Annotated in this window: 25 protein-coding genes, 2 tRNA genes and 2 pseudogenes; 11 read left to right on the top strand and 18 right to left on the bottom strand. The window is 43.0% G+C overall.

Annotated elements, in window-relative coordinates; all coding sequences use genetic code 11:
• Positions 1 to 27: 27 nt before the first annotated feature.
• Positions 28 to 103, bottom strand: a tRNA-Arg gene (locus ACO1B7_RS12020).
• Between the two features lie 190 nt (positions 104 to 293).
• Here ACO1B7_RS12020 and ACO1B7_RS12015 point away from each other — a divergent pair.
• The 7 genes from ACO1B7_RS12015 to ACO1B7_RS11985 all read left to right on the top strand — a co-directional run bounded on the left by ACO1B7_RS12015 (position 294) and on the right by ACO1B7_RS11985 (position 6,378).
• Complete coding sequence (locus tag ACO1B7_RS12015; RefSeq protein ID WP_005106465.1) at positions 294 to 1,229, top strand: ABC transporter ATP-binding protein; 936 nt, start codon at positions 294 to 296, stop codon at positions 1,227 to 1,229.
• On the top strand, positions 1,226 to 1,999 hold the full coding sequence (locus ACO1B7_RS12010; RefSeq protein ID WP_004279041.1) for an ABC transporter permease: 774 nt from the start codon (positions 1,226 to 1,228) through the stop codon (positions 1,997 to 1,999). The genes ACO1B7_RS12015 and ACO1B7_RS12010 overlap by 4 nt, the downstream gene beginning before the upstream one ends.
• The gene (queF, locus tag ACO1B7_RS12005) at positions 1,999 to 2,814 is read left to right on the top strand and encodes an NADPH-dependent 7-cyano-7-deazaguanine reductase QueF (RefSeq protein WP_129716453.1); all 816 of its coding nucleotides are present in this window, start codon (positions 1,999 to 2,001) and stop codon (positions 2,812 to 2,814) included. The genes ACO1B7_RS12010 and queF overlap by 1 nt, the downstream gene beginning before the upstream one ends.
• Before the next feature lie 19 nt (positions 2,815 to 2,833).
• Positions 2,834 to 3,487 carry a hypothetical protein gene (locus tag ACO1B7_RS12000; RefSeq protein ID WP_129716451.1) on the top strand — a complete coding sequence of 218 codons (654 nt, stop codon included), beginning with the start codon at positions 2,834 to 2,836 and terminating at the stop codon, positions 3,485 to 3,487.
• Between the two features lie 289 nt (positions 3,488 to 3,776).
• Positions 3,777 to 4,778: a lytic murein transglycosylase B gene (gene mltB / locus ACO1B7_RS11995; protein WP_129716448.1), complete on the top strand. Its 1,002-nt coding sequence runs from the start codon at positions 3,777 to 3,779 to the stop codon at positions 4,776 to 4,778.
• A gap of 288 nt (positions 4,779 to 5,066) precedes the next feature.
• Positions 5,067 to 5,681 carry a septal ring lytic transglycosylase RlpA family protein gene (locus ACO1B7_RS11990; RefSeq protein WP_004279046.1) on the top strand — a complete coding sequence of 205 codons (615 nt, stop codon included), beginning with the start codon at positions 5,067 to 5,069 and terminating at the stop codon, positions 5,679 to 5,681.
• Positions 5,682 to 5,922: 241 nt separating this feature from the next.
• Positions 5,923 to 6,378, top strand: a complete 456-nt coding sequence (locus ACO1B7_RS11985; RefSeq protein ID WP_129716446.1) for an Mpo1 family 2-hydroxy fatty acid dioxygenase — start codon at positions 5,923 to 5,925, stop codon at positions 6,376 to 6,378.
• A gap of 33 nt (positions 6,379 to 6,411) precedes the next feature.
• On the opposite strand, the pseudogene ACO1B7_RS11980 reads toward ACO1B7_RS11985, so the two are convergent.
• The 3 genes and pseudogenes from ACO1B7_RS11980 to rpsB form a co-directional block, all read right to left on the bottom strand.
• Positions 6,412 to 6,911 (bottom strand): annotated as a pseudogene (locus ACO1B7_RS11980) (DUF3465 domain-containing protein).
• A gap of 145 nt (positions 6,912 to 7,056) precedes the next feature.
• A complete protein-coding gene (gene tsf, locus ACO1B7_RS11975) occupies positions 7,057 to 7,932 on the bottom strand; it encodes a translation elongation factor Ts (protein ID WP_004645608.1) in 876 nt (291 codons plus the stop codon).
• A gap of 142 nt (positions 7,933 to 8,074) precedes the next feature.
• Positions 8,075 to 8,821, bottom strand: a complete 747-nt coding sequence (gene rpsB / locus ACO1B7_RS11970; protein ID WP_004279050.1) for a 30S ribosomal protein S2 — start codon at positions 8,819 to 8,821, stop codon at positions 8,075 to 8,077.
• A 207-nt stretch (positions 8,822 to 9,028) separates the two neighbouring features.
• Between rpsB and map the strand changes: the two genes are divergently transcribed.
• A complete protein-coding gene (gene map / locus ACO1B7_RS11965; RefSeq protein ID WP_129716444.1) occupies positions 9,029 to 9,856 on the top strand; it encodes a type I methionyl aminopeptidase in 828 nt (275 codons plus the stop codon).
• Between the two features lie 254 nt (positions 9,857 to 10,110).
• A complete protein-coding gene (locus ACO1B7_RS11960) occupies positions 10,111 to 11,346 on the top strand; it encodes a pyridoxal phosphate-dependent aminotransferase (protein WP_005103791.1) in 1,236 nt (411 codons plus the stop codon).
• Between the two features lie 62 nt (positions 11,347 to 11,408).
• On the opposite strand, the gene ACO1B7_RS11955 is transcribed toward ACO1B7_RS11960, so the two are convergent.
• Both ACO1B7_RS11955 and ACO1B7_RS11950 read right to left on the bottom strand, forming a co-directional pair.
• Positions 11,409 to 11,627, bottom strand: a complete 219-nt coding sequence (locus tag ACO1B7_RS11955) for a hypothetical protein (RefSeq protein WP_423090224.1) — start codon at positions 11,625 to 11,627, stop codon at positions 11,409 to 11,411.
• Positions 11,588 to 12,754, bottom strand: coding sequence for an MATE family efflux transporter (locus tag ACO1B7_RS11950; RefSeq protein ID WP_337971654.1), 1,167 nt, complete (start codon positions 12,752 to 12,754; stop codon positions 11,588 to 11,590). The genes ACO1B7_RS11955 and ACO1B7_RS11950 overlap by 40 nt, the downstream gene beginning before the upstream one ends.
• Before the next feature lie 264 nt (positions 12,755 to 13,018).
• Between ACO1B7_RS11950 and ACO1B7_RS11945 the strand changes: the two genes are divergently transcribed.
• Positions 13,019 to 13,456 carry a PaaI family thioesterase gene (locus tag ACO1B7_RS11945; protein WP_129717224.1) on the top strand — a complete coding sequence of 146 codons (438 nt, stop codon included), beginning with the start codon at positions 13,019 to 13,021 and terminating at the stop codon, positions 13,454 to 13,456.
• Between the two features lie 36 nt (positions 13,457 to 13,492).
• Here ACO1B7_RS11945 and ACO1B7_RS11940 read toward each other — a convergent pair.
• Positions 13,493 to 13,949, bottom strand: a pseudogene (locus ACO1B7_RS11940) (hypothetical protein).
• A 236-nt stretch (positions 13,950 to 14,185) separates the two neighbouring features.
• Between ACO1B7_RS11940 and ACO1B7_RS11935 the strand changes: the two are divergent.
• Positions 14,186 to 14,261 (top strand) — tRNA-Asn (locus ACO1B7_RS11935).
• 195 nt (positions 14,262 to 14,456) lie between these two features.
• On the opposite strand, the gene ACO1B7_RS11930 is transcribed toward ACO1B7_RS11935, so the two are convergent.
• The 11 genes from ACO1B7_RS11930 to ACO1B7_RS11880 form a co-directional block, all read right to left on the bottom strand.
• A complete protein-coding gene (locus tag ACO1B7_RS11930; RefSeq protein ID WP_005247503.1) occupies positions 14,457 to 15,110 on the bottom strand; it encodes a MiaE family protein in 654 nt (217 codons plus the stop codon).
• Positions 15,111 to 15,123: 13 nt separating this feature from the next.
• On the bottom strand, positions 15,124 to 15,849 hold the full coding sequence (gene pdxJ / locus ACO1B7_RS11925; protein WP_129717228.1) for a pyridoxine 5'-phosphate synthase: 726 nt from the start codon (positions 15,847 to 15,849) through the stop codon (positions 15,124 to 15,126).
• A gap of 13 nt (positions 15,850 to 15,862) precedes the next feature.
• Positions 15,863 to 16,573 carry a DNA repair protein RecO gene (gene recO / locus ACO1B7_RS11920; RefSeq protein WP_005247507.1) on the bottom strand — a complete coding sequence of 237 codons (711 nt, stop codon included), beginning with the start codon at positions 16,571 to 16,573 and terminating at the stop codon, positions 15,863 to 15,865.
• A gap of 11 nt (positions 16,574 to 16,584) precedes the next feature.
• Positions 16,585 to 16,782, bottom strand: a complete 198-nt coding sequence (locus ACO1B7_RS11915; RefSeq protein WP_129717229.1) for an NF038104 family lipoprotein — start codon at positions 16,780 to 16,782, stop codon at positions 16,585 to 16,587.
• Positions 16,783 to 16,820: 38 nt separating this feature from the next.
• Positions 16,821 to 17,849 (bottom strand): GTPase Era, encoded by a 1,029-nt coding sequence (gene era / locus ACO1B7_RS11910; RefSeq protein ID WP_004279061.1) that lies wholly within the window; start codon positions 17,847 to 17,849, stop codon positions 16,821 to 16,823.
• The gene (gene rnc / locus ACO1B7_RS11905; protein ID WP_004279062.1) at positions 17,849 to 18,547 is read right to left on the bottom strand and encodes a ribonuclease III; all 699 of its coding nucleotides are present in this window, start codon (positions 18,545 to 18,547) and stop codon (positions 17,849 to 17,851) included. The genes era and rnc overlap by 1 nt, the downstream gene beginning before the upstream one ends.
• Complete coding sequence (locus ACO1B7_RS11900) at positions 18,519 to 18,890, bottom strand: DUF4845 domain-containing protein (RefSeq protein ID WP_004279063.1); 372 nt, start codon at positions 18,888 to 18,890, stop codon at positions 18,519 to 18,521. The genes rnc and ACO1B7_RS11900 overlap by 29 nt, the downstream gene beginning before the upstream one ends.
• 23 nt (positions 18,891 to 18,913) lie before the next feature.
• Positions 18,914 to 19,741, bottom strand: coding sequence for a signal peptidase I (gene lepB, locus ACO1B7_RS11895; protein WP_129717231.1), 828 nt, complete (start codon positions 19,739 to 19,741; stop codon positions 18,914 to 18,916).
• A 20-nt stretch (positions 19,742 to 19,761) separates the two neighbouring features.
• Positions 19,762 to 21,579 carry a translation elongation factor 4 gene (gene lepA / locus ACO1B7_RS11890; protein ID WP_004731667.1) on the bottom strand — a complete coding sequence of 606 codons (1,818 nt, stop codon included), beginning with the start codon at positions 21,577 to 21,579 and terminating at the stop codon, positions 19,762 to 19,764.
• Positions 21,580 to 21,831: 252 nt separating this feature from the next.
• Complete coding sequence (locus tag ACO1B7_RS11885) at positions 21,832 to 22,284, bottom strand: acyl-CoA thioesterase (RefSeq protein WP_071852274.1); 453 nt, start codon at positions 22,282 to 22,284, stop codon at positions 21,832 to 21,834.
• Positions 22,285 to 22,404: 120 nt separating this feature from the next.
• On the bottom strand, positions 22,405 to 23,790 hold the full coding sequence (locus ACO1B7_RS11880) for a Do family serine endopeptidase (RefSeq protein WP_129717233.1): 1,386 nt from the start codon (positions 23,788 to 23,790) through the stop codon (positions 22,405 to 22,407).
• Positions 23,791 to 23,798 lie beyond the last annotated feature (8 nt).

Here is a 23,798-nt window from a genome sequence, read left to right as displayed (position 1 = left end):
ATTTTTCAGTTTTATAGCTTAAATAAATGGTGCGCTCAGCGGGACTCGAACCCACGCCACAGGCTTCGGAGACCTGTACTCTATCCAGTTGAGCTATGAGCGCATCTTTTTTGGATCGCGCACATCATAACAAAAAAAAGCATAAGGTAAAGCAACTATCTCTAACTTCATCATTTTTATGCTTAAGCTTTATACAATGTTCCAAAACAGCAACACAGAATTGCGTGTGAATCACTTGGCTTATTTTGCGAGATCACTCACAATATCTCAACTTTTCACCATTTGAGATATTCATGACTGATGCACTGATCTTAAGGGATGTGTCAAAGACCTATCGCAATGGCTTTCAGGCATTGAAAGGAATTAACTTAAATGTACCAGAAGGTGAATTTTATGCGCTATTGGGTCCTAATGGCGCAGGAAAATCTACTACCATCGGTATTATCAGCTCATTAACAAAAAAAACCTCCGGTACAGTCGAAATTTTTGGTCATAATCTGGATACCCACCCCTCTCAGGCCAAACAGTGCCTAGGCGTAGTGCCTCAGGAATTCAACTTTGCCCAGTTTGAAAAAACCTTTGATATTTTGGTGACTCAGGCAGGCTATTACGGCATTCCTAAAAAAATTGCACAGGAACGGGCGGAGCTTTATCTGACCAAACTGGGTTTATGGGAAAAACGTTCCACTCAGGCCCGCATGTTATCCGGCGGGATGAAACGTCGCCTGATGATTGCGCGCGCCATGATGCACGAACCGAAACTGCTAATTCTGGATGAACCGACGGCAGGCGTTGATATCGAGTTGCGTCGTTCGATGTGGGAATTTTTAAACGAGATGAATGAAAAAGGCACCTCTATCATTCTGACCACGCATTATCTAGAAGAAGCGGAAATGCTGTGTCGCCGCATTGCGATTATCGATCGCGGTGTGATTAAAGAAGACACCACCATGAAAAGCTTCCTAAGTCAGCTCAATGAAGAATCGTTTATTTTTGATCTGGCCGAACCGATTGAACCTTTGCATCTGGATATCATCGGCGTGCGATTTAACCTGATCGATCCGATGACCTTAGAAATTACCATGGACAAGGCACATACCATGAATGATCTGTTCCAATTGCTGGAATCACAAAATATTCAGGTACGCAGTATGCGCAATAAATCCAACCGTCTGGAAGAACTTTTTGTGAAAATGGTCGAGAAAAATCTGGATGGAGCTGCGCAATGAACATTAATCAACTCAGCGTAGCTTTATATACCATTATCTATAAAGAAGTGCGTCGCTTTATGCGCATCTGGCCACAGACCCTGTTGCCACCTGCAATCACCATGAGCCTGTACTTTGTGATCTTCGGTAATCTGGTCGGTTCACGCATTGGAGAAATGGGCGGCTATAGTTATATGGAGTTCATTGTGCCCGGTCTGATTATGATGGCCGTGATCACCAACAGCTATGCCAACGTCTCGTCTAGTTTCTTCAGCTCAAAATTCCAGAAAAGCATTGAAGAACTGATCATGAGTCCGGTACCGATGCATGCCATTTTATGGGGGCATGTATTGGGCGGTGTGATTCGTGGGATACTGGTGGCAATCATTGTCAGTGCCGTGAGCTTATTTTTTGCCGATTTATACATCACTAACTGGTTTGTGACTATATATACAGTCTTGATTACTTCCCTGCTGTTTTCCTTGGGTGGTTTTATCAATGCCGTCTATGCCAAATCTTTCGATGATATCTCGATCATCCCGACTTTTGTTTTAACACCACTGACCTATTTAGGTGGTGTGTTTTATGCTATTTCGAGCTTAAGCCCATTCTGGCAAAATTTATCTTTAATTAATCCTGTCGTGTATATGGTCAATGCCTTCCGCTATGGCATTTTAGGACATAGCGATGTCAATGTTGCCATTTCACTGACAGTGATTACCTTATGTTGTGCCGTGCTGTATGCAGTGGCCTATCATTTACTCTCCCGTGGTTCAGGAATGCGTGAATAATGAGTGTAGAACAATCTCTCCTTGGTAAAGACACCAATTACCCGACAGAATATCATCCTGATGTTCTGTTTCCGATTTTACGCGCGCCTGCCCGTGAACAATACGCACATGTTGAAGCGATTCAGCAAGGTGCAGACTGGTGGCATGTGTTTGAAATTTCCTGGTTAAATCCAGCAGGTGTGCCACAAGTCGCCATTGGCCGCATTAGCTTGCCAGCGTCCTCGCCGAATCTGATCGAATCCAAATCCTTGAAGCTGTATTTCAATAGTCTGAACTTTGCCAAGTTTGAATCTAAAGAAGCCTTTATAGCGACGGTAGAAAAAGATTTATCTACTGCGGCTGAAGCTGAAGTCAAACTGCAACTGTTTCAGGTCGATGAATTAGAGATCAGTAAGCCGGAAGGTATCTGTATTGATGAGCTTATACCTGACCGTCTGGAAAATCATCCAGATGCCAGTTTATTGGCTTTGGATTCGAAGGATGCAGCAGAAGGCGAAATACAGCTGTATTCACATTTACTCAGAAGTAACTGCCCTGTCACTGGCCAGCCGGACTGGGGAACAGTTTTTATACGTTATCAGGGTAAAAAACCTTGTTATAAGAGTATTTTAGCTTATATTATTTCCTACCGTCAGCATAATGGTTTCCACGAACAATGTGTGGAGCAGATGTTCGCCGATATCTGGCAGCAACTGAAACCGGAAAAGCTGATGGTCTACGCAACCTATACACGCCGTGGTGGATTGGATATCAACCCTTGCCGTGTATCGGATTTAACATGGATGCCTCGCCCTATTCGTTTAGCGCGACAATAAAAAACATTGAGGTTGAACAATGCCATTTTTTGGGTTTATTCCTTCTGCAGAGCTTTTAAATACAATTCAGACTGCACAAAAAAACAAAAATTCAAGTGAGCCGCTTTACCCATTGCGTGATAAAACCGCATTGATGATTAATGATGAAATTATTGATGCGATTCTCACCGAGCTGGTGCGTCGCTTTCCTGCCAGCGATAAACGTGATACTGCGGAAAAACTGGCTGGCTATATCAAGTCGACTGTTGCGGTTTTACTGAAGCAGCTATTGAGTAAAGCGCCGAACGATGTGGTCAGAGAGTCAATTGCATTCTCTGAGCGCAGTCTGTTTAAAGATCCTGAAGGACATTTCCGCATTGGTGAATCACTGGATGCCAGTCTGGTGACGAATTTAAAACATCATTACGCAGAACTTAAAGCCGGTCAGACTATTGATAAACAAGCGTTCAGCAACCTGTACAAGCAATTTGGTGAAGCGACAGTACGACATTTTATGGTCGACTTTAATAAAACCCTGGATCTTGGCATGATCAAACGCAAGGCAGCAGATATTGGTGCATCTGCAGTGATCAAGGCCATCAATATGGCAGCAGATAAAATCATTCTGAATTTGAATAAAGATGAGCTGCGCGCCATGGCCGAATATCACGACACTTTGTTCTATACAGAATAGTTCAAGATTTTCTACAAATCTTGAGGAATTAGCCTAACTTCGGTCAGGCTTTTTTATGATCAGTGAAATAGCTTGTTACAGATAAGCGACTCTATAAGACAAACTGCCGTAAAAATAGCCAATCCATCGCTATTTTTGTATAAGCGGCTAGGTCTCTTATTCATCCGAATGTTATCTTTAATCTGGCACTTTAAGCCTCACGATTGAAAAAATTTTATCAATCTTTTTCATGGCATGATTCAAATGACATCGCCAGCAACTCATCAAAAAAACTGGAAATCGTAGCAAGATGTTGAAATCGGATTTTTATAAAAAGTTTAAGCAGCTTTCAATCGCACTTACCGCATTTGGTTTCAGCAGTTTGAGTCTGGCCAACGATTTCCAATATCACCCTTCTTATGCCGCTTTTAAGCAGAATGCCATGCAGAGCTATGGGCTAAGTGCCCAGCAAGTAGATTCCGCCATGAGCGGGACGCGTAACCTGCCCAATATCATCAATATAATGAATCGCCCAGGTGAAAGTAAGCCTTGGTATTCGTATAAGACTAACTTCCTGGCTGAATCTACCATTCAGCGCGGCGTACGCTTTAAACAGCAATATGCAGAAACGCTTAACCGTGCTGAACAGCAGTTTGGTGTGCCGCAATCGATCATTCTGGGCATTTTAGGTGTAGAAACCGGTTTTGGCAGCAACAAGGGTTCTTTTGTCACTCGTGATGCCCTAGCAACCTTAGGGTTTGGCTATGAACGTCGTGCCCAGTATTTTCAGGATGAACTGGCTGCTTTAATTGCCTGGTCATATAGAGATGGTGTTGCCACCTCTTCTGTGGTGGGTTCGTATGCCGGCGCTGTTGGCTATCCGCAGTTTATGCCGAGCAACATTCCCAAATTCGGCGTGGACTACGATGGCAATGGCCATATTGACCTGCGTAATTCAGCAGTGGATGCAATAGGTTCGATTGCCAACTATCTGGCACAGCATGGCTGGCAGCGTAATCAGCCGATTGCCTTTCCGGCACGTTATACCGGTTCAAATCCAGATGCAGTAATTGCCAAAGATCTCACCCAGCCTATCCCTTATGGTGTACTCAAAACTCAAGGCATCAGCCCAATGAATCCAATCGTAAAAATTGACGATCTGGATCTGGTCAATGTAATTCAATTACAAGAGAATTATGGCTCGATTTACTATATCACTTATCCAAATTTTCAAGTGATTACCACTTATAATCGCAGCCGTATGTATGCTACTGCTTTGTGGTTATTAGGTACCGAAATTACCAGCCGTTAACACTAAAAATTAATACAAATTATGAAAGTCAACATTTTTATGGGTTAATTTGTGCGTATTTTAAGCAATTTTAATATTATGTTACAATATTGATTATTTTTTGACCAATCATTGTTTATTTTGCGTTCTTTTTTTAACTATTTTAATTAAACACTAGACAGGGTATTGCCGGCATGAATATTATCCATTTCGTTAAATGTAGTTGCATAAGTTAAATATCAGGCATGTTTACATGGTTTTTCAGCCATTTATGAACAACCAATAGATATGCTGTTAGGAGTTGATTCGATGCATTCTTCAATTTTGAAGTCTTTTATGGCCATTGCCACGATCGTCACGCTGACGCAATCGCAGGCAGATATGGTTCCGTCATCTTCATTCACCAATGAAAATGATAATTCGCGTCTTGCAACGCGAGTACTCAATAAAGAAGCTCAAAGCTTCAATTCAAATTTCACAAATTTGAACAGCCTTTCAATCACTGAGCGTTCTGGCGATAAAGTTCGCCGTGAAACCATTGCAGCGAAAATTGAACTTCCTGCAGAAGAGCCTTCAGTGATTGAAAAACTGAATACAGTGGCTTCTAATACTGTACGTAAATTCAGTCAGACAGGTACAGCGTCTTGGTATGGTCGTCAATTCCACGGCCGTAAAACCGCAAGCGGTGAAACCTTTGACATGAACGCAATGACAGCTGCTCATCGTAGCCTGCCATTGAACTGCTATATTCGCGTAACCAACCGTAATAATGGCAAGAGCGTCGTGGTTAAAGTAAATGACCGCGGTCCTTTCCATGGTAACCGTGTTGTTGATTTATCTTACGGTGCTGCGAAACAGTTGGGTATTACCAGTGCCGGTACTGCAAAAGTCAGTATTGAACGTGTCGCTGGTCCAAATTCTTAAGATTTGACCTGCAACACATTTAACAAAAGCCACAGCAATGTGGCTTTTTTATTGTGCTCATTTTCTAGAAGAATATAAACGCTCCTGCTCAGCCCTATCTTAAAGTTCTTTCAAGAAAATTTTGGTAGGCTCATCCTGCCTGATAAAATTCGCTCGCTTGCATGATTAACTTTTGACCATATCCGGATTCTGCTTTATATTTCCAGATAAGCAAAAACATGTTCATGGAATGGAGCGAAGAATGAAAACAATATCTGAATGGTTTGATGAATATAGCGACAGCCATCAAAATAAAACCAACAAGCTAATTCACTGGGTTTGCGTACCGACCATCTATTTTTCGATTATTGGCATTCTGGCGCATTTCAGCGCTTTGCTGACTACCCTGCTACTGGTTTTGGCTTTTATCTTCTATGCACGCCTAGATCTTGTTTTGGCAGTAGCGATAGCTACGTTGACTTTGGTCATGGCCTGGCTCATCTGGATTCTGCCAGTCGGTACCGGTTTCTTTATTGCCCTGTTTGCCTTGGCCTGGATTGGCCAATTTTATGGGCACAAAGTGGAAGGTAAAAAGCCTTCATTCTTCAAAGACCTCCAATTCCTCCTCATTGGCCCAATTTGGTGCATGGATGCCTATTTAGGTAAAATCCTACCGAACTGGAAATCACGCCATAACAGCGCAATTATGAGCATTTAAACGCTATATTCGATTTATCCACTCGGAAGAACCTTATTGATAGGTTCTTCCTTGATGTTTTAACCAGCCAGCGACATGTTTTCGTGCAGGGTCATGATGCGTCCAGTGAATCACCCCCCGTTGTCACTGTATTCATATTCTCCATAAAACTCGACCTGATCCTGTTTTTGAATATTCTGAATACGCGGTGCCAGATCGATATTATGTGCAACCAGTATAGTTTGGCCATTTGGTAACTCGAGGATGAACTTTTGATGACGCGATCCTTCATGATCATCTGGTAAAACAGCAACCACCTGCCCGCTTGAACGGACCTGTAGATCACTCTGGCGATGTTGAAACGCCCGTGCAATTCGATCCAGATCATCAGTCTTTTGAGACGGTACTAAGTTAGGCTCTGAATCAAGCGTTTCAGTTGTAGTATCAGATGCGGATGGAATAAGTGGTTGGGATTGTTGTAGATCCAGGCCCAGATAAGCAGCAATCAACAGTGCAATGACTGCACCGATGCTCAGATTGGTTTTATTTGGCATTTTTATAACTTTTTTATTAAATGATGAATACATGATCTGAGCTCTATCACCAAACCCAAATCCTATTCTTGAATTGCTGATGAAGAATAAATCAACATAAAAAAGCCCCATCAATCAGATAGGGCTTTTTCTAATTCCTAAGGAATTATTTTGCAGCAGCTTGAGCAGCAGCAACTTCTTCAGCGAAGCTCATTTCTGCTTTTTTCTCAATGCCTTCACCAACTTCGAAACGAACGAAGTTTGCAACTGTAGTACCAGTTGCTTTAAGAACGTCCGCAACTTTCTTGTCGTTGTCGATTACGTACATTTGACGCTCAAGCACAACTTCATTCAAGTATTTCTCAACAGAACCTACAACCATCTTCTCAACGATGTTTGCTGGCTTGCCAGATTCAAGTGCTTTCGCTTCAGCAATTTCTTTCTCTTTCGCGATAAGCTCAGCAGAAACGCCTTCAGCATTTACAGCGACTGGGTTGAATGCAGCAACGTGCATTGCCAAGCCTTTACCTGTAGCTTCATCACCAGTGTAAGAAACAACAACACCGATTTTAAGACCGTGTTTGTAAACTGCAAGGTTTTCGCCTTCAACAATTTTCGCACGACGTACTTGGATGTTTTCACCGATTTTTTGAACAAGAGCGATACGCGCTTCTTCAACAGTCGTACCATCTTCTAGTTTCAATTCAGCGATTTGAGCAGGATCAGTTACGTTTGCAGCAAGTGCAGCAGCAGCAACTTTCGCAGAGAAACCAGCAAAGTTTTCGTCTTTTGCAACGAAGTCAGTTTGACAGTTAACTTCTAAAAGAAGTGCTTTGTTGCCGTCTTGAGCAATTGTGATCGCGCCGTCAGCAGCAATGTTACCTGCTTTTTTAGCAGCTTTAGCTTGACCAGATTTACGTAGGTTATCGATCGCTAATTCAACGTCGCCGCCCGCTTCTGTCAAAGCTTTTTTACATTCCATCATTGCAAGACCAGTACGATCGCGCAATTCTTTAACCATGCTTGCTGTAACTGCAGTCATGTTTATCTCCTAAATTCGGTAGAAAATGAATTCTTTTTAGAACAGAAACGGCCCAGAGGAGTTCTCATGGGCCGCCTGCATACATAACGCTTACTTTGCCACCATCACATGTCGCAAAAATGACAAGCTAGCGTCAAACGCATTAAGCCTCAGAAGCTGGAGCTTCTTCTGCTTTAGCTTGTGCATTTGCTTGTGATTGAGCATATTCTTTACCAGCAAGAATCGCATCAGCCATAGCAGAAGCATAAAGTGTTACTGCACGGATCGCATCATCGTTACCCGGGATAACGTAGTCTACGTTGTCTGGGTTAGAGTTTGTATCAACGATACCGATTACAGGAATACCAAGGTTCTTCGCTTCTTTGATTGCAATCGCTTCGTGATCAACATCGATTACGAATAATGCGTCAGGTAAACCACCCATGTTTTTAACGCCGCCTAAGCCACGCTCAAGTTTTTCCATCTCACGAGTACGCTCTAGAGCTTCACGTTTAGTCAGCTTAGCGAAAGTACCGTCTTGAGATTGAGTTTGAAGGTCTTTTAAACGGTTGATAGATTGGCGAAGTGTTTTCCAGTTCGTCAACATACCACCTAACCAGCGGTGATCTACATATGGTTGACCAGCGCGTTGAGCTTGTTCACGGATGATTGCAGAAGCTGCACGTTTAGTACCAACGAACAAAACTTTGTTCTTTTTGCTAGCCAAGTTGTTAGCAAAGTTCAAAGCATCATTTAACGCAGGAACAGTGTGCTCAAGGTTGATGATGTGAATTTTGTTACGCGCACCAAAGATGTAATCACGCATCTTTGGATTCCAGAAACGAGTTTGGTGACCAAAGTGCGCGCCAGCTTGAAGAAGGTCGCGCATGCTTACGTTGTAATCTGCCATTTTCTTTACCTTAAAGTTTGGGTTAGGCCTCCATATACCCGCATTCTCCACCCTAAAGGGCACCCAGAGTAATGTGTCGATATATGTGCGGATTTTTTTGCCTCATCGCACAAAGCCCGTGAAATTTATTCACGAAAAAGCATTTGATAAAATGGGCGGCTATTTATACCATAGTCACACACAAATTTCCAAAAGTTTTTAGAGATCATGAACAACACTTATCAAGCTCCACGTCGACTCATCAAAACCCCTGACGAAATTGAAAAAATGCGTGTGGCAGGGCGACTGGCGGCAGAAGTTTTGGATATGATCAAACCGCATATTGTTCCAGGTGTCACCACTCTGGAACTTGATACGATTTGTCATGACTATATTGTCAATCAACAACAGGCAATTCCTGCATGCTTAGGCTATGGCGCTGCACCGGGTCGACCTGCCTTCCAACATACTATTTGTACTTCTGTAAACCATGTGGTGTGTCACGGCATTCCATCAGACAGTAAAAAATTGAAAAAAGGCGACATCCTGAACATTGATGTGACCGTGATTAAAGATGGCTACCATGGTGACACCAACATGATGTATATCGTGGGTGGTGAAACCACGATCCTTGCCAACCGTCTATGTAAGGTAGCGCAAGAAGCCATGTACCGGGGTATTGAAACTGTAAAACCGGGTTCAACTATTGGCGATATTGGTCATGCCATTCAGCAGTATGTTGAATCTGAGCGTTTTGGCGTGGTACGTGAATATTGTGGTCACGGTATTGGTATGACTTTCCATGACGAACCGCAAGTGCTGCATTATGGTCAACCAGATACTGGCATGGTGCTTGAAGAAGGCATGACCTTTACCATTGAGCCAATGGTCAATGGCGGCGACTGGAAAACCAAATTACTCGGTGATAAATGGACAGTGGTCACCAAAGATCATTCATTATCGGCACAATATGAACATACGATTCTGGTGACTAAAACCGGCGCGGAAATTTTAACAGCGCGCCCGGACGAAGATTTGTCACGCTTTAGCGCATAATCACAACATCAGCAACACAAAATGGTCACTTTAAAGTGGCCATTTTTATTTTATATTTCATGCATCCATATGCATGACCGAGATGTAACAAGTCTCTCCTCGTGTGTTCTCAGCGCATCGAAATTCAAGATAAAGTTCGGTCAATACACCATTTTTTCCTTAAAGTTTTCTAAATTCTTTTGCCCTATCTGCACCATTTTAGGCTAAGATAATGTGCTTTTTATTTTTTAATCCCTATAAGAAGGAATACTGCCGTGGACGTACGTCTCTCTGATCGTGTGAATGCCATCAAACCGTCCCCTACGCTTGCTGTGACCAACAAAGCTGCTGAATTAAAAGCTGCAGGTCACAACGTGATTGGTTTGGGCGCAGGTGAACCAGATTTTGATACCCCTCAACACATCAAAGATGCAGCAATTGCAGCGATTAACAACGGTTTCACCAAATACACCGCTGTTGACGGTACGCCAGGTCTTAAAAAAGCCATTATTGCTAAATTCAAACGCGACAATAACCTAGACTATGCAGCAAACCAGATTCTGGTTTCTTGTGGTGGTAAGCAATCATTCTTTAACTTGGCCCTTGCTTTGTTAAACAAAGGTGATGAAGTCATCATCCCTGCACCATTCTGGGTAAGCTACCCGGACATGGTGATCATCGCTGAAGGTGTTCCTGTTATTGTGAAATGTGGTGAAGAACAACGTTTCAAAATCACCCCTGAACAATTAGAAGCTGCAATCACTGACAAAACACGTCTAGTAGTATTGAACAGCCCGTCTAACCCTACAGGTATGATCTACACTAAAGCTGAGCTTGAAGCGCTGGCTGACGTACTGCGTAAATACCCAGAAGTATTTATCGCATCTGATGATATGTACGAACCAATCCGTTGGGATGACGAGTTCTACAACATCGCAACAGTTGCACCAGACCTTTATGACCGTACTATCGTATTAAACGGTGTATCTAAAGCCTATGCAATGACTGGCTGGCGTATCGGCTACGCAGCGGGCCCTGCTAAACTGATTGGTGCAATGAAAAAGATCCAATCTCAGTCAACTTCAAACCCAACTTCAATTTCGCAAGTTGCTGCTGAAGCTGCCTTGAATGGTCCTCAAGATGTACTTGAGCCAATGATTGAAGCATTCAAACGTCGCCATGACCTAGTTGTGAAAGGCTTGAATGACATTCACGGTATTTCTTGCTTGCCTGCTGATGGCGCATTCTATGCATATGCCAACATCAAACCGTTGATTCGTGCCAAAGGTCTTAAATCTTGCACAGAATTCTCTGCATGGTTACTGGAAGAGACTGGCGTTGCAGTGGTTCCTGGCGATGCATTCGGTCTTGGCGGTTTCATGCGCATCTCTTACGCTACTGCTGACGAAGTACTGGTGGATGCACTTGCACGCATCAAGAAAGCGGCTGATTCAATCGAAGGCGTTGACGCTGCGATTGCTTCAATCGAAGCTGAAAAAGCTGCAAAATAATCTAGCTTGCTAGATAAAAAACCCGCGAGTTTCGCGGGTTTTTTTATGTTCTTCAACATGTATTAAACAGTGAGTCCTATTCGCTTATAGCTCAAGTATTTCATGAGTAAACAAACAAAACATAGACTTGCTGCAATCGTGTACGCAATACTCAACATCCACCAAAACCCATGAATCCCTAATGCATTGCTTTGCCAATTGAACAGTGTCATTGGATGATACGCCACATACCAACCACCACCTAAGCCCACGACCAGCACCGTACTGATAAAAATAAACATCGGTCTGACAATTCTCGCCAGCAACGTAGCATTGCCAAACTAATCACCAGTAGCGCATCAAAGATATGCATCCAACACATTAACAAGATCAATGCCAAAGCTAATGCAATTACCTGCGCATCATTACTAAATAACCCTACAATCCAACTATCTAAGCCCCAAATAGTCAACACGACAACGATAGCTATTAGCATCACAGCCATCAATGCCCGCTTACTGAGTTGCCATGCAGCATCAATCTGCTCTGCACCGATTTTAGTCGACACCAAAATACCGAAGGCGGATGCCATCGACATCGGCAACATAAACATCAAGCCCAATAAACCAAGCATCACCTGATGTGCATTCACTACAATGTCACCCAAAGGCAAGATCAGCAAAGCAATCGCGCTGATGGCAAATACATCCACAAAAGTCACCACCGCATTGGGCAATCCAATTTTTAAAATTTTCAACAAAGTCTGCCAGTGAAAGAAAACACCAGACCACTGGATCTTTAACTTCTGCTCAAGGAAGAAAAAATAGTAAACAAACAACAGTACCCACTGCACAATCATATGTGCCATGAATGCACCTTCAACCCCATAGCTTGTAACATAACCCTCAATGCCATAAATCAAGACATAAGCCGAAGCCACTTTGAGTAATAAATAGATCATATTGGCGTAGAACACGCGCTTAGCCTGCCCACAGGCTTGGGTTAAAATATATAAAATACGCAACAATAAATGCGCTGGAATCGTCCAAGCCAACAGCCACAGACATGGTACAATCAATGTCTGTAAGGCCGCATCTGCCTTTAAAAAATGAAGTAAGGGAGTCGCATGATTAAACAAGTACATCGCAACAGCAGAAATCACCAGTACAATCAAAATACTTTGCTTCACAATACGCTGTATATCCGCATAATCCTGACGTCCATTGGCTTCTGCCAGCTCTTGCATCATGCCCTGTAACACCCCAATACCCGTCACAAAGCACAAAGAATAAACAGACAAACAGACTGCCAATGCAGCCACATGCTGAGGTGAAAAATGTGATAGAAAAATCACGTCGAACAAACTACTGAGCATAATAATGGCATTACTGAGAAAAATAGGCACCCAAAGATGCAGAAACTTTTTCATTACCCTATCACTCGATTTTTAATTCTTTTATAAGATTCGTTTTTTGGCAGATTATTTAGATCTGAGATATTTCATTAGAAATGTATACCAGTATCCTGCCATAACTCATTCTATTTCTTATTTTTTATAAAGATGACTTCACTCAGGTGCAGGCACTGCACTTCTTACAAAATAATCCGCCATTTCTATACCAGATTGCTATTATCGATGTCACAATTTTGAATTAAACCTCAACCACTCAAGAATAATGACAGGAAAAGCATAATGAACCCAAAAGAAATGAGCGGTTTAGCATTATTGGAAGCGATGCGTGATGGAAAAATTCCGGCCCCGAGTATTAGCGAAACCATGTCGATGCAACTAGCAGTGATTGAAAGCGGACGTGTAGAATTTAAGGTCAAAGCTGATCATCGACATTTAAATCCGCTTGGCGGCGTCCATGGTGGTTTTGCTGCAACCGTTTTGGATACCGTGACAGGCTGTGCGATTCATACTTTACTTGAAGCAGGTGTCGGTTATGGCACAATTGATCTGAATGTAAAGATGTGCCGTCCCATCCCTCAAAATCAACCACTGAAAGCCGTAGGAAAATCAATTAATCTCAGTAGAAATTTAGGTATTTCTGAAGGTCAGATTCTGGATGAAGAAGGTCGCCTGTATGCTCATGCCACTGCGACCTGTATGATTATTCGGACTGAATGAATATTGGTAGCCTGTACAATTCATCAGGCACTTCATTTAAATAATACTGCTTTTCGTCTGCCCCGCTTCAACACATGACAAGCGTGGTCGAGTTAAGCCTTGAAACTCAAAATAATGCTTGGAAACATTGGCTAATTCCACATCTTGTATTTGTGTTGTTGAGGCTTGCCACGCTTTAGACTGATTAGTACCTGTCAAAAGATTGCCAGAAATGGCATAGATATAAAGATCTTTGTCTTGCTCTTTCAGATAGTCTGCATTCAGGAAAACTTCAAAGTTAAATTGACGTTCAGTTTCTACCAACCATTTTTCTGCAAACCATAATTGCAGCAAATCACCTAAATAAAGTGATTTTTGCGCCAAGGGCCATAGCGTGATATGAGCGTCTTTAACCGGGATATAATACTGTGCAGGATCAGCAATAATTTGCAGATAGTTTTCTTGATAATAAGCCAGTTGAGAAGAAAATTTGAGGGATGCTGAGCGTATTCATTCGCTGTCTCCGGTTTAGCCATTTTTGTGCTGGCAAGTAGGTTTAAATCCACACTGTTTGACCATTTGGTCAAACGACTTTATGGTTTTAATCTAGCAAGTGAAATTTATTCTGACAAGTATTTTTCGTGAAATTTATGCAATTGCCTAAATTAAAAACAGACAGGCTGTATTTATAATAAATATGATAATTTTTGCTTGACCCCTGTCAAAATCTCTCTATAATCGCTTTCAGATTCTCCAATAGCTCAGTCGGTAGAGCGACGGACTGTTAATCCGCAGGTCCCTGGTTCGAGCCCAGGTTGGAGAGCCAAATTCAAGAAAGCCCACTCATCATGAAGTGGGCTTTTTTATTACTTAAAATTTGACGGCTTGTTATTTTCAAATATTTAAAATAAATAATTATTTTCAATCCCTCATAAAACTCGATATATAAATACCCCTCTTTTAAAATTTCGAGATATAAAAAATCCCCCATAGATGGAGGATTTTTAAGCTGTCACCGAGATTAAGCCGCTTGAGCCGGAACACCGCTATGAAAACGGAAAGTTTCATCAGGCGTGAGAATTAGCTGTTTTTCAACTTCACGAATATGCAGGATTCGCTCCTGAATATCCTCTTTCGGATTTTTCAGTTTCGCTGTGGTAGCCACATCCATCGCCAAAGCCAGATAGTCTTCAAAATGGCGAGATTCGGACTTGAGCAGGTAGCGGTAGTAACGTGCCAATTCATCATCAACACGCGAAGCAAGCGCGTAAAAACGCTCACAGGAACGCGCTTCTACAAAGGCACCAATCACCAAGACATCAATCAAGGCTTCAGGTTCAAAAGTCCGGATTTCCTTACGCAAACCACCGGCATAACGCCCTGCACTCAAGTTTTGCCAAGCCTGACCGCGCTTGTTCATCAATTCAAGCACTTGCTCATAATGCAGCATTTCTTCACGCACCAGCTGTGCAAGCTTCACCTGTAGATCAACAAAATAGCTATAGCGAAACATCAGGTTCATGGCCGTGCTGGCTGCTTTTTTTTCACAGTTGGCATGATCTTGCATCAAGATTTCAAGATTTTCGACCGCCATATCCAGCCATGCTTGCGGTGTTTCACAACCGAGGAACGCAATCACCGGCTGCATCAGTTCATCATAATTAATATTCGACATAATTACTCTAATCTTAACGCGCTGACTTAATCACGGCTTTCATTTGCTGAACCGCTTGTGCCAGACCAACAAATACCGCATCCGCAATTAAAGAATGACCGATATTGAGCTCATGAATCTGTGGAATCGCAGCAATCGGCGTCACGTTATCCAAATTTAAGCCATGGCCCGCATTTACCACCAAACCTTTAGATGCAGCATATTCAGCACCTTTCACAATGCGTTCCAGTTCCGCTTGTTGCGCTTCTTGAGTTTCTGCATCGGCATAGGCGCCTGTGTGAATCTCAATCGTCGGTGCACCACAAGCAACTGCTGCATCAATTTGTGCAAAATCAGCATCAATAAATAAAGATACATCACAACCAATGGCTGCCAGCTCTTGAGTCGCTGCTTTTACAGCATCAAAATTACCCACGACATCCAAACCACCCTCAGTGGTCACTTCCTGACGTTTCTCAGGAACAAAGCAAACATGCTGTGGCTTAATTTCCTTGGCAAAGGCGATCATTTCATCAGTTACCGCCAACTCAAGATTCATACGGGTTTTTAACGCAGGACGCATACGACGTACATCGTCATCCTGAATGTGACGACGGTCTTCACGCAAGTGCAAGGTAATACCTTCTGCCCCTGCCTGTTCGCAGATCAATGCAGCATTGACTGGGTCTGGGTACGTCGTACCACGTGCTTGTCTTAAAGTTGCGACATGGTCAATATTGACACCAAGTAATGCAGCCATAATTTTTTCCTAACTATGATTGAGATTGAGAGTTTTGAATCCAGAGTTGTCGACTTTTCAATGGTCGATCACCGAGCAAGGCCGTGATCACCTGTCGATACAGTTTCGTCAGTAATTGTAACTGTTCCGGATTAAAATCCCCACCATTTTCATACATCAACATGCTTAAAATCTGTTGACCGGAGATAGTGGAGCGCAAGGCCTTAGCCGATGGCATAAAGCCGGCATTGAGCTGAAAATAATAGTGCTGTAGTGGATCAATCTGCGCCTGATTGGCATCTACCGAAAAATCCAGACCATAACCGAGCTCTTCCAGCAAAACATGCTCAAACTGGCGCAAGATCTGTTTTAAATATAAATTCGGGTTGGATTGTGCGGATAATTGCTGCAATGCGGTTAAGGTCTCTGCATATTTAGCAAAGGTTTGCGGCATTTCCACTTCAAGTGGGCATAAGCGCAGCAAAATTTCATTCAGATAAAAACCTGAAAAAAAGGCATCGCCAAAAAAGAAAATCGGCTGATTAACAATTTCCAGTTTAGTAAAATTTTTGAGTTCGGATTTACCTGAAGCTTGCAAGCGAATAGGCTGATACTGCGGTGGTGGCATTTGCCTGAGAATACCATCTACCCTGCCATATTCCTGGGTAAATAAATGCACAATATGACTGCGTTCACGGTACTTACGATGATGAATCAGATAGCCATGCAGTACTTCGTTACGCATAAGCGGGTACTTTAATCCTTATCTTTTTTTGATTTTTTCTCATCTTCTTCGTCATCCCCATCCGGGATCACTGCGCCCACAACAGCCGCAGTACCTTTGACTGCGACTTTTGTGGTTTTATAAGCCACCTTGACAGGAACCGTGACCACTTTATGAATACAGCCTTGCAGGAATAAAACACATACAACTACTGCTAACACTTTTATCATCACGGCATTCCTTAAAGGGTCTTACAAATTTTTATCGCTTAGATATCACTATAACCTAAGCTTTTTAATGCACGCTCATCATCAGACCAGCCACCTTTGACTTTCACCCAAAGGGTTAGCATGATTTTTTGCTCGAACATTTTTTCCATGTCGAGACGCGCATCCATACCGATTTTTTTCAGTTTGACACCTTTTTCGCCAATCACAATGGCTTTTTGGCTCGGACGATCGACAAAAATCGTGGCATCAATATAGGTACAGGCTGCTTTCATACGACCGGTTTTTTCATTCAAGACCGGCTCTTCAGTTTTGAAGGATTCGATCTGAACGGTCAAATCATATGGAAGCTCTTCACCCAGCTGACGCATGATCTTTTCACGGATAATTTCAGATGCCAGGAAACGCTCTGAACGATCGGTCAGTTGATCCAGTGAATACAGGGGTGGCTGGAATGGAAGATACTTGGCGATCGTGTCACGTAAATGTTCAAGATTGGCACCACGAAGTGCAGATACCGGTACGATTTCTGCAAAGTTCATCAGCTTTTCGCGTTCACGAATCAGCGGCAAAGCTTCGTTCTTGTTTTCAAAGGTATCCAGCTTGTTAATCACCAGAATCACTGGCATCTCTGCATTTTTCAGCTTTTCTAGTACCAGGTCATCATTTGGCGTCCACTTTTGTGCATCCACCACGAATAAAACTAGGTTCACATCGCGCAAAGCCGAATGTGCCGCACGGTTCATCATTTTATTGATGGCACGGACTTCTTTTTTATGCATCCCCGGTGTATCAACAAATACAGCCTGAGATTTTTCACGTGAATCAATCCCCACAATTTTATGACGTGTGGTTTGCGGTTTACGTGAGGTAATCGAAAGTTTTTGACCCAAAATATGGTTCATTAAGGTAGATTTGCCCACGTTCGGGCGACCTACAATAGCAACAAAACCACTACGATAATCTGATGGGATTTCGGTGCCTTGCGCACTAAAAAATTGACTAATAAGGTCGTGACTGTCGCTTTGCGACTCGTGATCAGCATCAATGTGATCGGAATGAGTAGTCATTAAGACTTATGCTCCAAAAGTTTCAAAATATCCGCCGCAACGGCTTGTTCAGCAAAACGTCGACTCGCACCTTCGCCTTGCATGGTCGGCAATCCCGCAATCTGGCATTCCACTTTAAAATGCTGATTGGGTGCATCACCTTGAATATCTACAACCTCGTAAACTGGGAGAGGTTTCTTACGTGCTTGTAAATACTCTTGTAAGCGAGATTTAGGATCTTTAAGCTGATCTGTCGGCTCAATATGATCTAAATAGGGCTCGTACCATTTTAACACAATCGGTTCTAGCACAGTGAGATCACCGCAGTCGACATAGATTGCGCCAATAATGGCTTCTACTGTATCTGCCAGTATAGACTCACGATGATGACCACCAGATTTCAATTCACCGGTACTGAGAATTAAATTCTGGCTCAGTTTTAAATCATTGGCGATTTTTCCTAATGCTTCCTGACGAACCAGGGTTGCACGCATACGCGTCAACCGGCCTTCATTTTCGCTTGGATAGGCATTAAAAAGATAATTCGCAATGATCATCCCTAAAAGAGAATCGCCCAGAAATTCCAGGCGCTCGTAGTTGTGTTTATGACTGACTGAACGATGAGTCAATGCCAGTTTCAGCAAATCAGCCTGTTTAAACTGATAGCCGATCCGTTTGGCAAGACGTTCATCATTTAGCTTTGACTGTGCTTTGATCAAACTCTTTCTCAAACTTCATCACTAAATCGATATTCATTATGAAATTTTTACGAATTTCATAATTCTTGTGCACCTGTAAACCATCGGTATTGGTAACTTTGGCAATTTCGTCAAACTTTAGATCACGAATATTATTCATTTCTAAACGCTGACTCATCTGTTGACGGAATTTTTCTGGCGTTATATTGGCTGGAGCACTTTTTAACAGCGCCTCAATCTCACCATCTACCATACGATCATCGAAGTATGGTCCCCACACCGCAATCGCCACTTTTGCAAGAAATGCAAAGCCCACGATTGCAATTAAAACCCCAATATAAGAAGCACCTTGTTGATGTCTCATTTTTATTTTCCTGATTGAAACAATTAATCGATTGTTCCGTTTCGACCAAACGATGGCAATTTAAAGCCAGGTTCTTTATGCATCCAGATATAGAAGGCACGACCTGTTAAGTTTTCTTCCGGAACAAGCCCCCAGAAACGACTGTCAGCACTCTGATCGCGATTATCCCCCATCGCAAAGTAATGACCTTCTGGCACTTTCACTTCCCAATATAAACCATTTTCACCTGAATATTTACCATTTTCCAAATAGTTAATAAAAGGTGCCTGACGAGCGACATTCACGCCTTCCAGCTCACGCATGGTAAAGGTATGCTCACCCAGGGTTTCTTTATGATAAATAGCATTCGGGGTATCTAAGCGGTCTTTTTCGCGGCTAAATTCTACTGGAACTTTCGCTACTTTTTCACCATTAATGCTCAACTGGCCATGATCATAAACAATATGATCGCCTGGCAAGCCGACAATACGCTTGATATAACTGATGGTCGGTTGTGGTGGATAACGGAATACCGCAACATCACCACGTTCCGGACTGCCAGTATCAATAATTTTGGTGTTCACCATAGGCAGTTTGATGCCATAGTCAAATTTATTCACCAGAATAAAATCACCGGTTTCCAGCGTCGGCACCATCGAATCGGATGGAATATTAAAAGGTTCATATAAAAACGAACGCAGTACCAGCACAATGGTCAGTACCGGCCAAAAGTCATAAGCCCAGGTGATAATGAAATTCTCATGGCCCTTACCTCGGGTTTGTCTTTGTTTCAAAACAAACTTGTCTAGTAACCACACTGCGACAAAAAACAGGGTCGCAGGCACAAGAATCAAATTAAAATCAAAATCCATGGGCTTATATCCTTATTATTTTAGCGTTCGACTTTTAATACGGCTAAGAACGCTTCTTGCGGGATTTCTACACTACCCACCTGTTTCATGCGTTTCTTACCTTCTTTCTGTTTAGACAGAAGTTTTTTCTTACGTGAGACGTCACCACCATAACACTTCGCCAATACGTTTTTACGCATCGCTTTTACGGTCGAACGTGCAATGATTTGCGCACCAATTGCCGCCTGAATCGCGACATCAAACATTTGACGTGGAATCAGGTCTTTCATTTTTTCAACCAGTGCAATACCACGATGACGTGCATCATTACGGTGACAAATCATCGCCAAGGCATCGACTTTTTCCCCATTGATCAAGACATCAACTTTTACCAAAGATGAGCTTTCAAAACGGACAAAGTTATAGTCGAGTGATGCAAAACCACGTGAACAAGACTTCAATTTATCAAAGAAGTCCATGACCACTTCGGCCATTGGAATTTCGAAAGTAATGGAAACCTGATTCGCCATAAACTTCATGTCTTTTTGTACACCACGGCGCTCAACACACAATGTCATGACATTACCTAGGTATTCTTGCGGCACAAGGATATGACATTCAGCAATCGGTTCACGTAAATCTTCAACCGTTGAACCATCCGGCATTTTGGATGGACTGTCGATATAAATGGTCTGGCCATTCTTCATCACCGCTTCATAAATTACGGTTGGTGCAGAAGAAATCAGGTCAAGATCGTACTCGCGTTCCAGACGTTCCTGTACGATTTCCATGTGCAGCATACCCAGGAAGCCACAACGGAAACCAAAACCGAGCGCATCTGAACTTTCAGGTTCAAAGAACAAGGCCGAGTCATTGATTTGTAGCTTATGCAAAGCTTCACGGAAAGGTTCAAAATCGCTGGCATCAATCGGGAATAGACCGGCATAAACCTGCGGTTTCACCTTTTTAAAGCCCGGTAATGTTGCAACTTCAGGCGTCGCTGCCAAGGTAATCGTATCACCGACCGGTGCGCCGAAAATATCTTTAATACCAGCAATCACAAAGCCAACTTCACCCGCTTCCAGCATACCGGTTTCAGTATGTTTCGGGTTAAAGATACCCACAGAAGTAATGATGTGCGTTTGACCTGTTGATTTAATCAACATCTTGTCACCTTTACGCACACGACCTTGCTTGACACGTACCAGAGAAACGACACCCAGGTAATTATCAAACCATGAATCTACAATCAGGGCTTGTAACGGCGCTTCGCGATCACCCTCAGGTGCAGGAATTACATTGACCAGTGTTTCAAGCACACCCTCAATACCCAAACCTGTTTTTGCAGAACAGGTCGGCGCTTCTGTGGCTTCAATCCCGATGATGTCTTCAATTTCCTGAATCACACGTTCAGGTTCAGCTTGCGGCAAGTCGATCTTGTTCAGTACCGGAAGTACTTCCAGACCTTGTTCAATTGCGGTATAGCAGTTGGCAACAGACTGTGCTTCTACACCCTGTGCTGCATCTACAACCAGCAAAGCACCTTCACAGGCAGCGAGCGAGCGTGATACTTCATACGAGAAGTCGACGTGTCCCGGTGTATCAATAAAGTTCAACTGATACTCTTGACCGTTGGGATGAGTATAGTACAAGGTTACCGAAGTGGCTTTAATGGTAATCCCACGTTCGCGCTCAAGCTCCATTGAGTCAAGGACTTGAGCCTGCATTTCACGATCTTGCAAACCGCCACAAGTTTGAATAAAGCGATCCGCTAGGGTCGATTTACCGTGGTCAATGTGCGCAATAATCGAGAAGTTACGAATGTTTTTAATATCAACAGATTTTTTAGCTTGCGCCATGGGTTACCTTGAGAAAAAACGCGCTATGTAATTTAAAAATATTACATAACAAAAGCCGAATAGAAATTGCGAAGGATTATAGCAGAATGGTGATCTAGAAAAAGAATTATATTTTTTCCTTTATCCCTCACCTTATGTACGCCACAGTCAAGCGAAATCTCAATCAACACCACACGTAGAAGATAACTGTTTTCTCCATTTACTCCTCAATGCTAGACCGATATCCTGATCAGGCTAGAGAGCATAATCTTTTCAATCCAGATATAAAGTGGAAAAATCAAAAGGATTTATATGTTCTGAAAGTGGCTGATATGCTTGGGTAAATGTCGGTGACATGCGTTTGGGACGTCCGGTGGCCATTTCGATACAGGCCCATTGGGTACTTCCAGTAAACAACAGAATCTGATCCTGTGGTCGATAAAATGCGTATTGTCTAAATGAATACAAGGCATTGATATCATTAAGCCAGGTGCGCAGAATAATCTCGTCTCCCTCAAAAGCTGCCTTACGGTATTGCACCTGATGCTCAACAGCAACCATGGCATGTTTCAGCTCTACATATTGCTTGAGTCCCAAGCCCAGTTTTTCAATATGAGCTGATGCGACATCCTGCATCCATTGCACATAGATCACATTGTTCACATGACCTAATCCATCAATATGGTTGGCTTGAACCTTTAAAGCAAGATCAAAAATACCGCTCACTGTGCTGTTATCCTTCCCATGATTTTAAGGTTATAGAGTCTACCGAATTTATCGCTGGGGTAAATTGCAAAAAATAAAAAACCGCTTCTAGAAGCGGTCTTTCACGAAAATCCAGCAATCTTATGAGATACGCATTCCGACCACAGCAAGTTGACCCTGACGAATCAAGGTCACGCGCGCGATGCTACCCTTTTTCAGTTCAGACACCTCTTGCACAAACTGATTTGAATTCAGTACTGTCTGGTTATTAATTTGGGTGATCACGTCATTCGGCATGATTCGTGCCTGTGCAGCAATACCACCTGGACGTACATCCTGAATCACCACACCGCCTTTAATTTCTAACCGCGCCAGCTCTGCCGGACTAAGATCACGAATTGAAACCCCGATTACCGGCCCTTTGTTCGGCTGTGCCTGTGTGCCTGCTTTTGCTGGCGTATCATCTGGTGCCGCACTTAAAGTCGCTGCAATACTACGACGTTTATCATCACGCAAGATTTCAAGCTGTACCTGCTGCTGGGGTGCAGTACGGTTCAGATAGTTCAACAACTCGCTGGTACGTGAAATTGGGGTACCGTTGTATTTTAAGATGACGTCACTGGCACGCAGACCTGCACGTGCAGCCGGTGAGTTTGGTGCAACTTGAGTTACCAGGGAACCTTCAGGTTTAGGCAGATTATAAGACTCTGCCAGATTACGGTCGATATCTTGCAAACTTACGCCCAGATAAGAGCGAGTCACTTTACCATTTTTCTTCAGCTGATCAGCAACTTCCATCGCGACATCAATCGGAATCGAGAAGGACAAACCCATATACCCACCGGTTCCACTAAAGATCCGTGAATTGACACCGACTACTTCACCACGCTGGTTAAACAGAGGACCACCGGAATTACCTGGGTTTAGAGCCACATCGGTCTGGATGAAAGGTACTGCAGTTTCACCCATCATATTCCGCATTTTGGCACTGACGATTCCGGCAGAAGCGGAATAATCAAAACCAAATGGCGAACCAATGGCGAGTACAGGCTCACCAACACGTAAGCGCCCCACATCACCCGTCCGTAATTCTGGGAAATTTGAACCATTTACCTTCAGCAAAGCTACGTCGGTACGTGCATCACTACCAACGACAGTGGCATCAATTTCACGGCGGTCATTCAAGGTAATTGTAACTTTGGAAGCATCCTCAACCACATGATGATTGGTCAGCAGATAACCATCTTTGCTGATAAAGAATGCACTGCCATAACCCGTCTTTTCCTGTGGCATACGCTGCTGCGGAATAATCACCTGATTGCCGAAAAAGCGACGAAGAATTTCCGGTACTTGTTGTTGTAAGAGCTCTTCTTCGCTCATTTTTTTAACGACATTGACACTGACCACCGCAGGACTGACCTGCTCGACCAGATTTGAAAAATCAACCGGCGTGACCGCCTGCAACTGTGCAGCACTCATGGTGAGGGTCGCTGCAAATAATCCTTTTTTTAAGTCTAGAATTTTCATATAAATTA

This window comes from Acinetobacter lwoffii (genome assembly GCF_049367455.1).
Taxonomy (GTDB): Bacteria; Pseudomonadota; Gammaproteobacteria; order Pseudomonadales; family Moraxellaceae; genus Acinetobacter; species Acinetobacter lwoffii_W.
The sequence above is the reverse complement of the archived record's forward strand: the minus strand, read 5'-3'. Positions and strand labels throughout refer to the sequence as shown.

Coding starts and splice junctions, on each gene's coding strand:
- ACO1B7_RS12015 (WP_005106465.1), top strand. CDS start 294: ATGACTGATGCACTGATCTTAAGGGATGTGTCAAAGACCTATCGCAAT.
- ACO1B7_RS12010 (WP_004279041.1), top strand. CDS start 1,226: ATGAACATTAATCAACTCAGCGTAGCTTTATATACCATTATCTATAAA.
- queF (WP_129716453.1), top strand. CDS start 1,999: ATGAGTGTAGAACAATCTCTCCTTGGTAAAGACACCAATTACCCGACA.
- ACO1B7_RS12000 (WP_129716451.1), top strand. CDS start 2,834: ATGCCATTTTTTGGGTTTATTCCTTCTGCAGAGCTTTTAAATACAATT.
- mltB (WP_129716448.1), top strand. CDS start 3,777: ATGTTGAAATCGGATTTTTATAAAAAGTTTAAGCAGCTTTCAATCGCA.
- ACO1B7_RS11990 (WP_004279046.1), top strand. CDS start 5,067: ATGCATTCTTCAATTTTGAAGTCTTTTATGGCCATTGCCACGATCGTC.
- ACO1B7_RS11985 (WP_129716446.1), top strand. CDS start 5,923: ATGAAAACAATATCTGAATGGTTTGATGAATATAGCGACAGCCATCAA.
- tsf (WP_004645608.1), bottom strand. CDS start 7,932: ATGACTGCAGTTACAGCAAGCATGGTTAAAGAATTGCGCGATCGTACT.
- rpsB (WP_004279050.1), bottom strand. CDS start 8,821: ATGGCAGATTACAACGTAAGCATGCGCGACCTTCTTCAAGCTGGCGCG.
- map (WP_129716444.1), top strand. CDS start 9,029: ATGAACAACACTTATCAAGCTCCACGTCGACTCATCAAAACCCCTGAC.
- ACO1B7_RS11955 (WP_423090224.1), bottom strand. CDS start 11,627: ATGTTTATTTTTATCAGTACGGTGCTGGTCGTGGGCTTAGGTGGTGGT.
- ACO1B7_RS11950 (WP_337971654.1), bottom strand. CDS start 12,754: ATGAAAAAGTTTCTGCATCTTTGGGTGCCTATTTTTCTCAGTAATGCC.
- ACO1B7_RS11945 (WP_129717224.1), top strand. CDS start 13,019: ATGAACCCAAAAGAAATGAGCGGTTTAGCATTATTGGAAGCGATGCGT.
- ACO1B7_RS11930 (WP_005247503.1), bottom strand. CDS start 15,110: ATGTCGAATATTAATTATGATGAACTGATGCAGCCGGTGATTGCGTTC.
- pdxJ (WP_129717228.1), bottom strand. CDS start 15,849: ATGGCTGCATTACTTGGTGTCAATATTGACCATGTCGCAACTTTAAGA.
- recO (WP_005247507.1), bottom strand. CDS start 16,573: ATGCGTAACGAAGTACTGCATGGCTATCTGATTCATCATCGTAAGTAC.
- ACO1B7_RS11915 (WP_129717229.1), bottom strand. CDS start 16,782: ATGATAAAAGTGTTAGCAGTAGTTGTATGTGTTTTATTCCTGCAAGGC.
- era (WP_004279061.1), bottom strand. CDS start 17,849: ATGACTACTCATTCCGATCACATTGATGCTGATCACGAGTCGCAAAGC.
- ACO1B7_RS11900 (WP_004279063.1), bottom strand. CDS start 18,890: ATGAGACATCAACAAGGTGCTTCTTATATTGGGGTTTTAATTGCAATC.
- lepB (WP_129717231.1), bottom strand. CDS start 19,741: ATGGATTTTGATTTTAATTTGATTCTTGTGCCTGCGACCCTGTTTTTT.
- lepA (WP_004731667.1), bottom strand. CDS start 21,579: ATGGCGCAAGCTAAAAAATCTGTTGATATTAAAAACATTCGTAACTTC.
- ACO1B7_RS11880 (WP_129717233.1), bottom strand. CDS start 23,790: ATGAAAATTCTAGACTTAAAAAAAGGATTATTTGCAGCGACCCTCACC.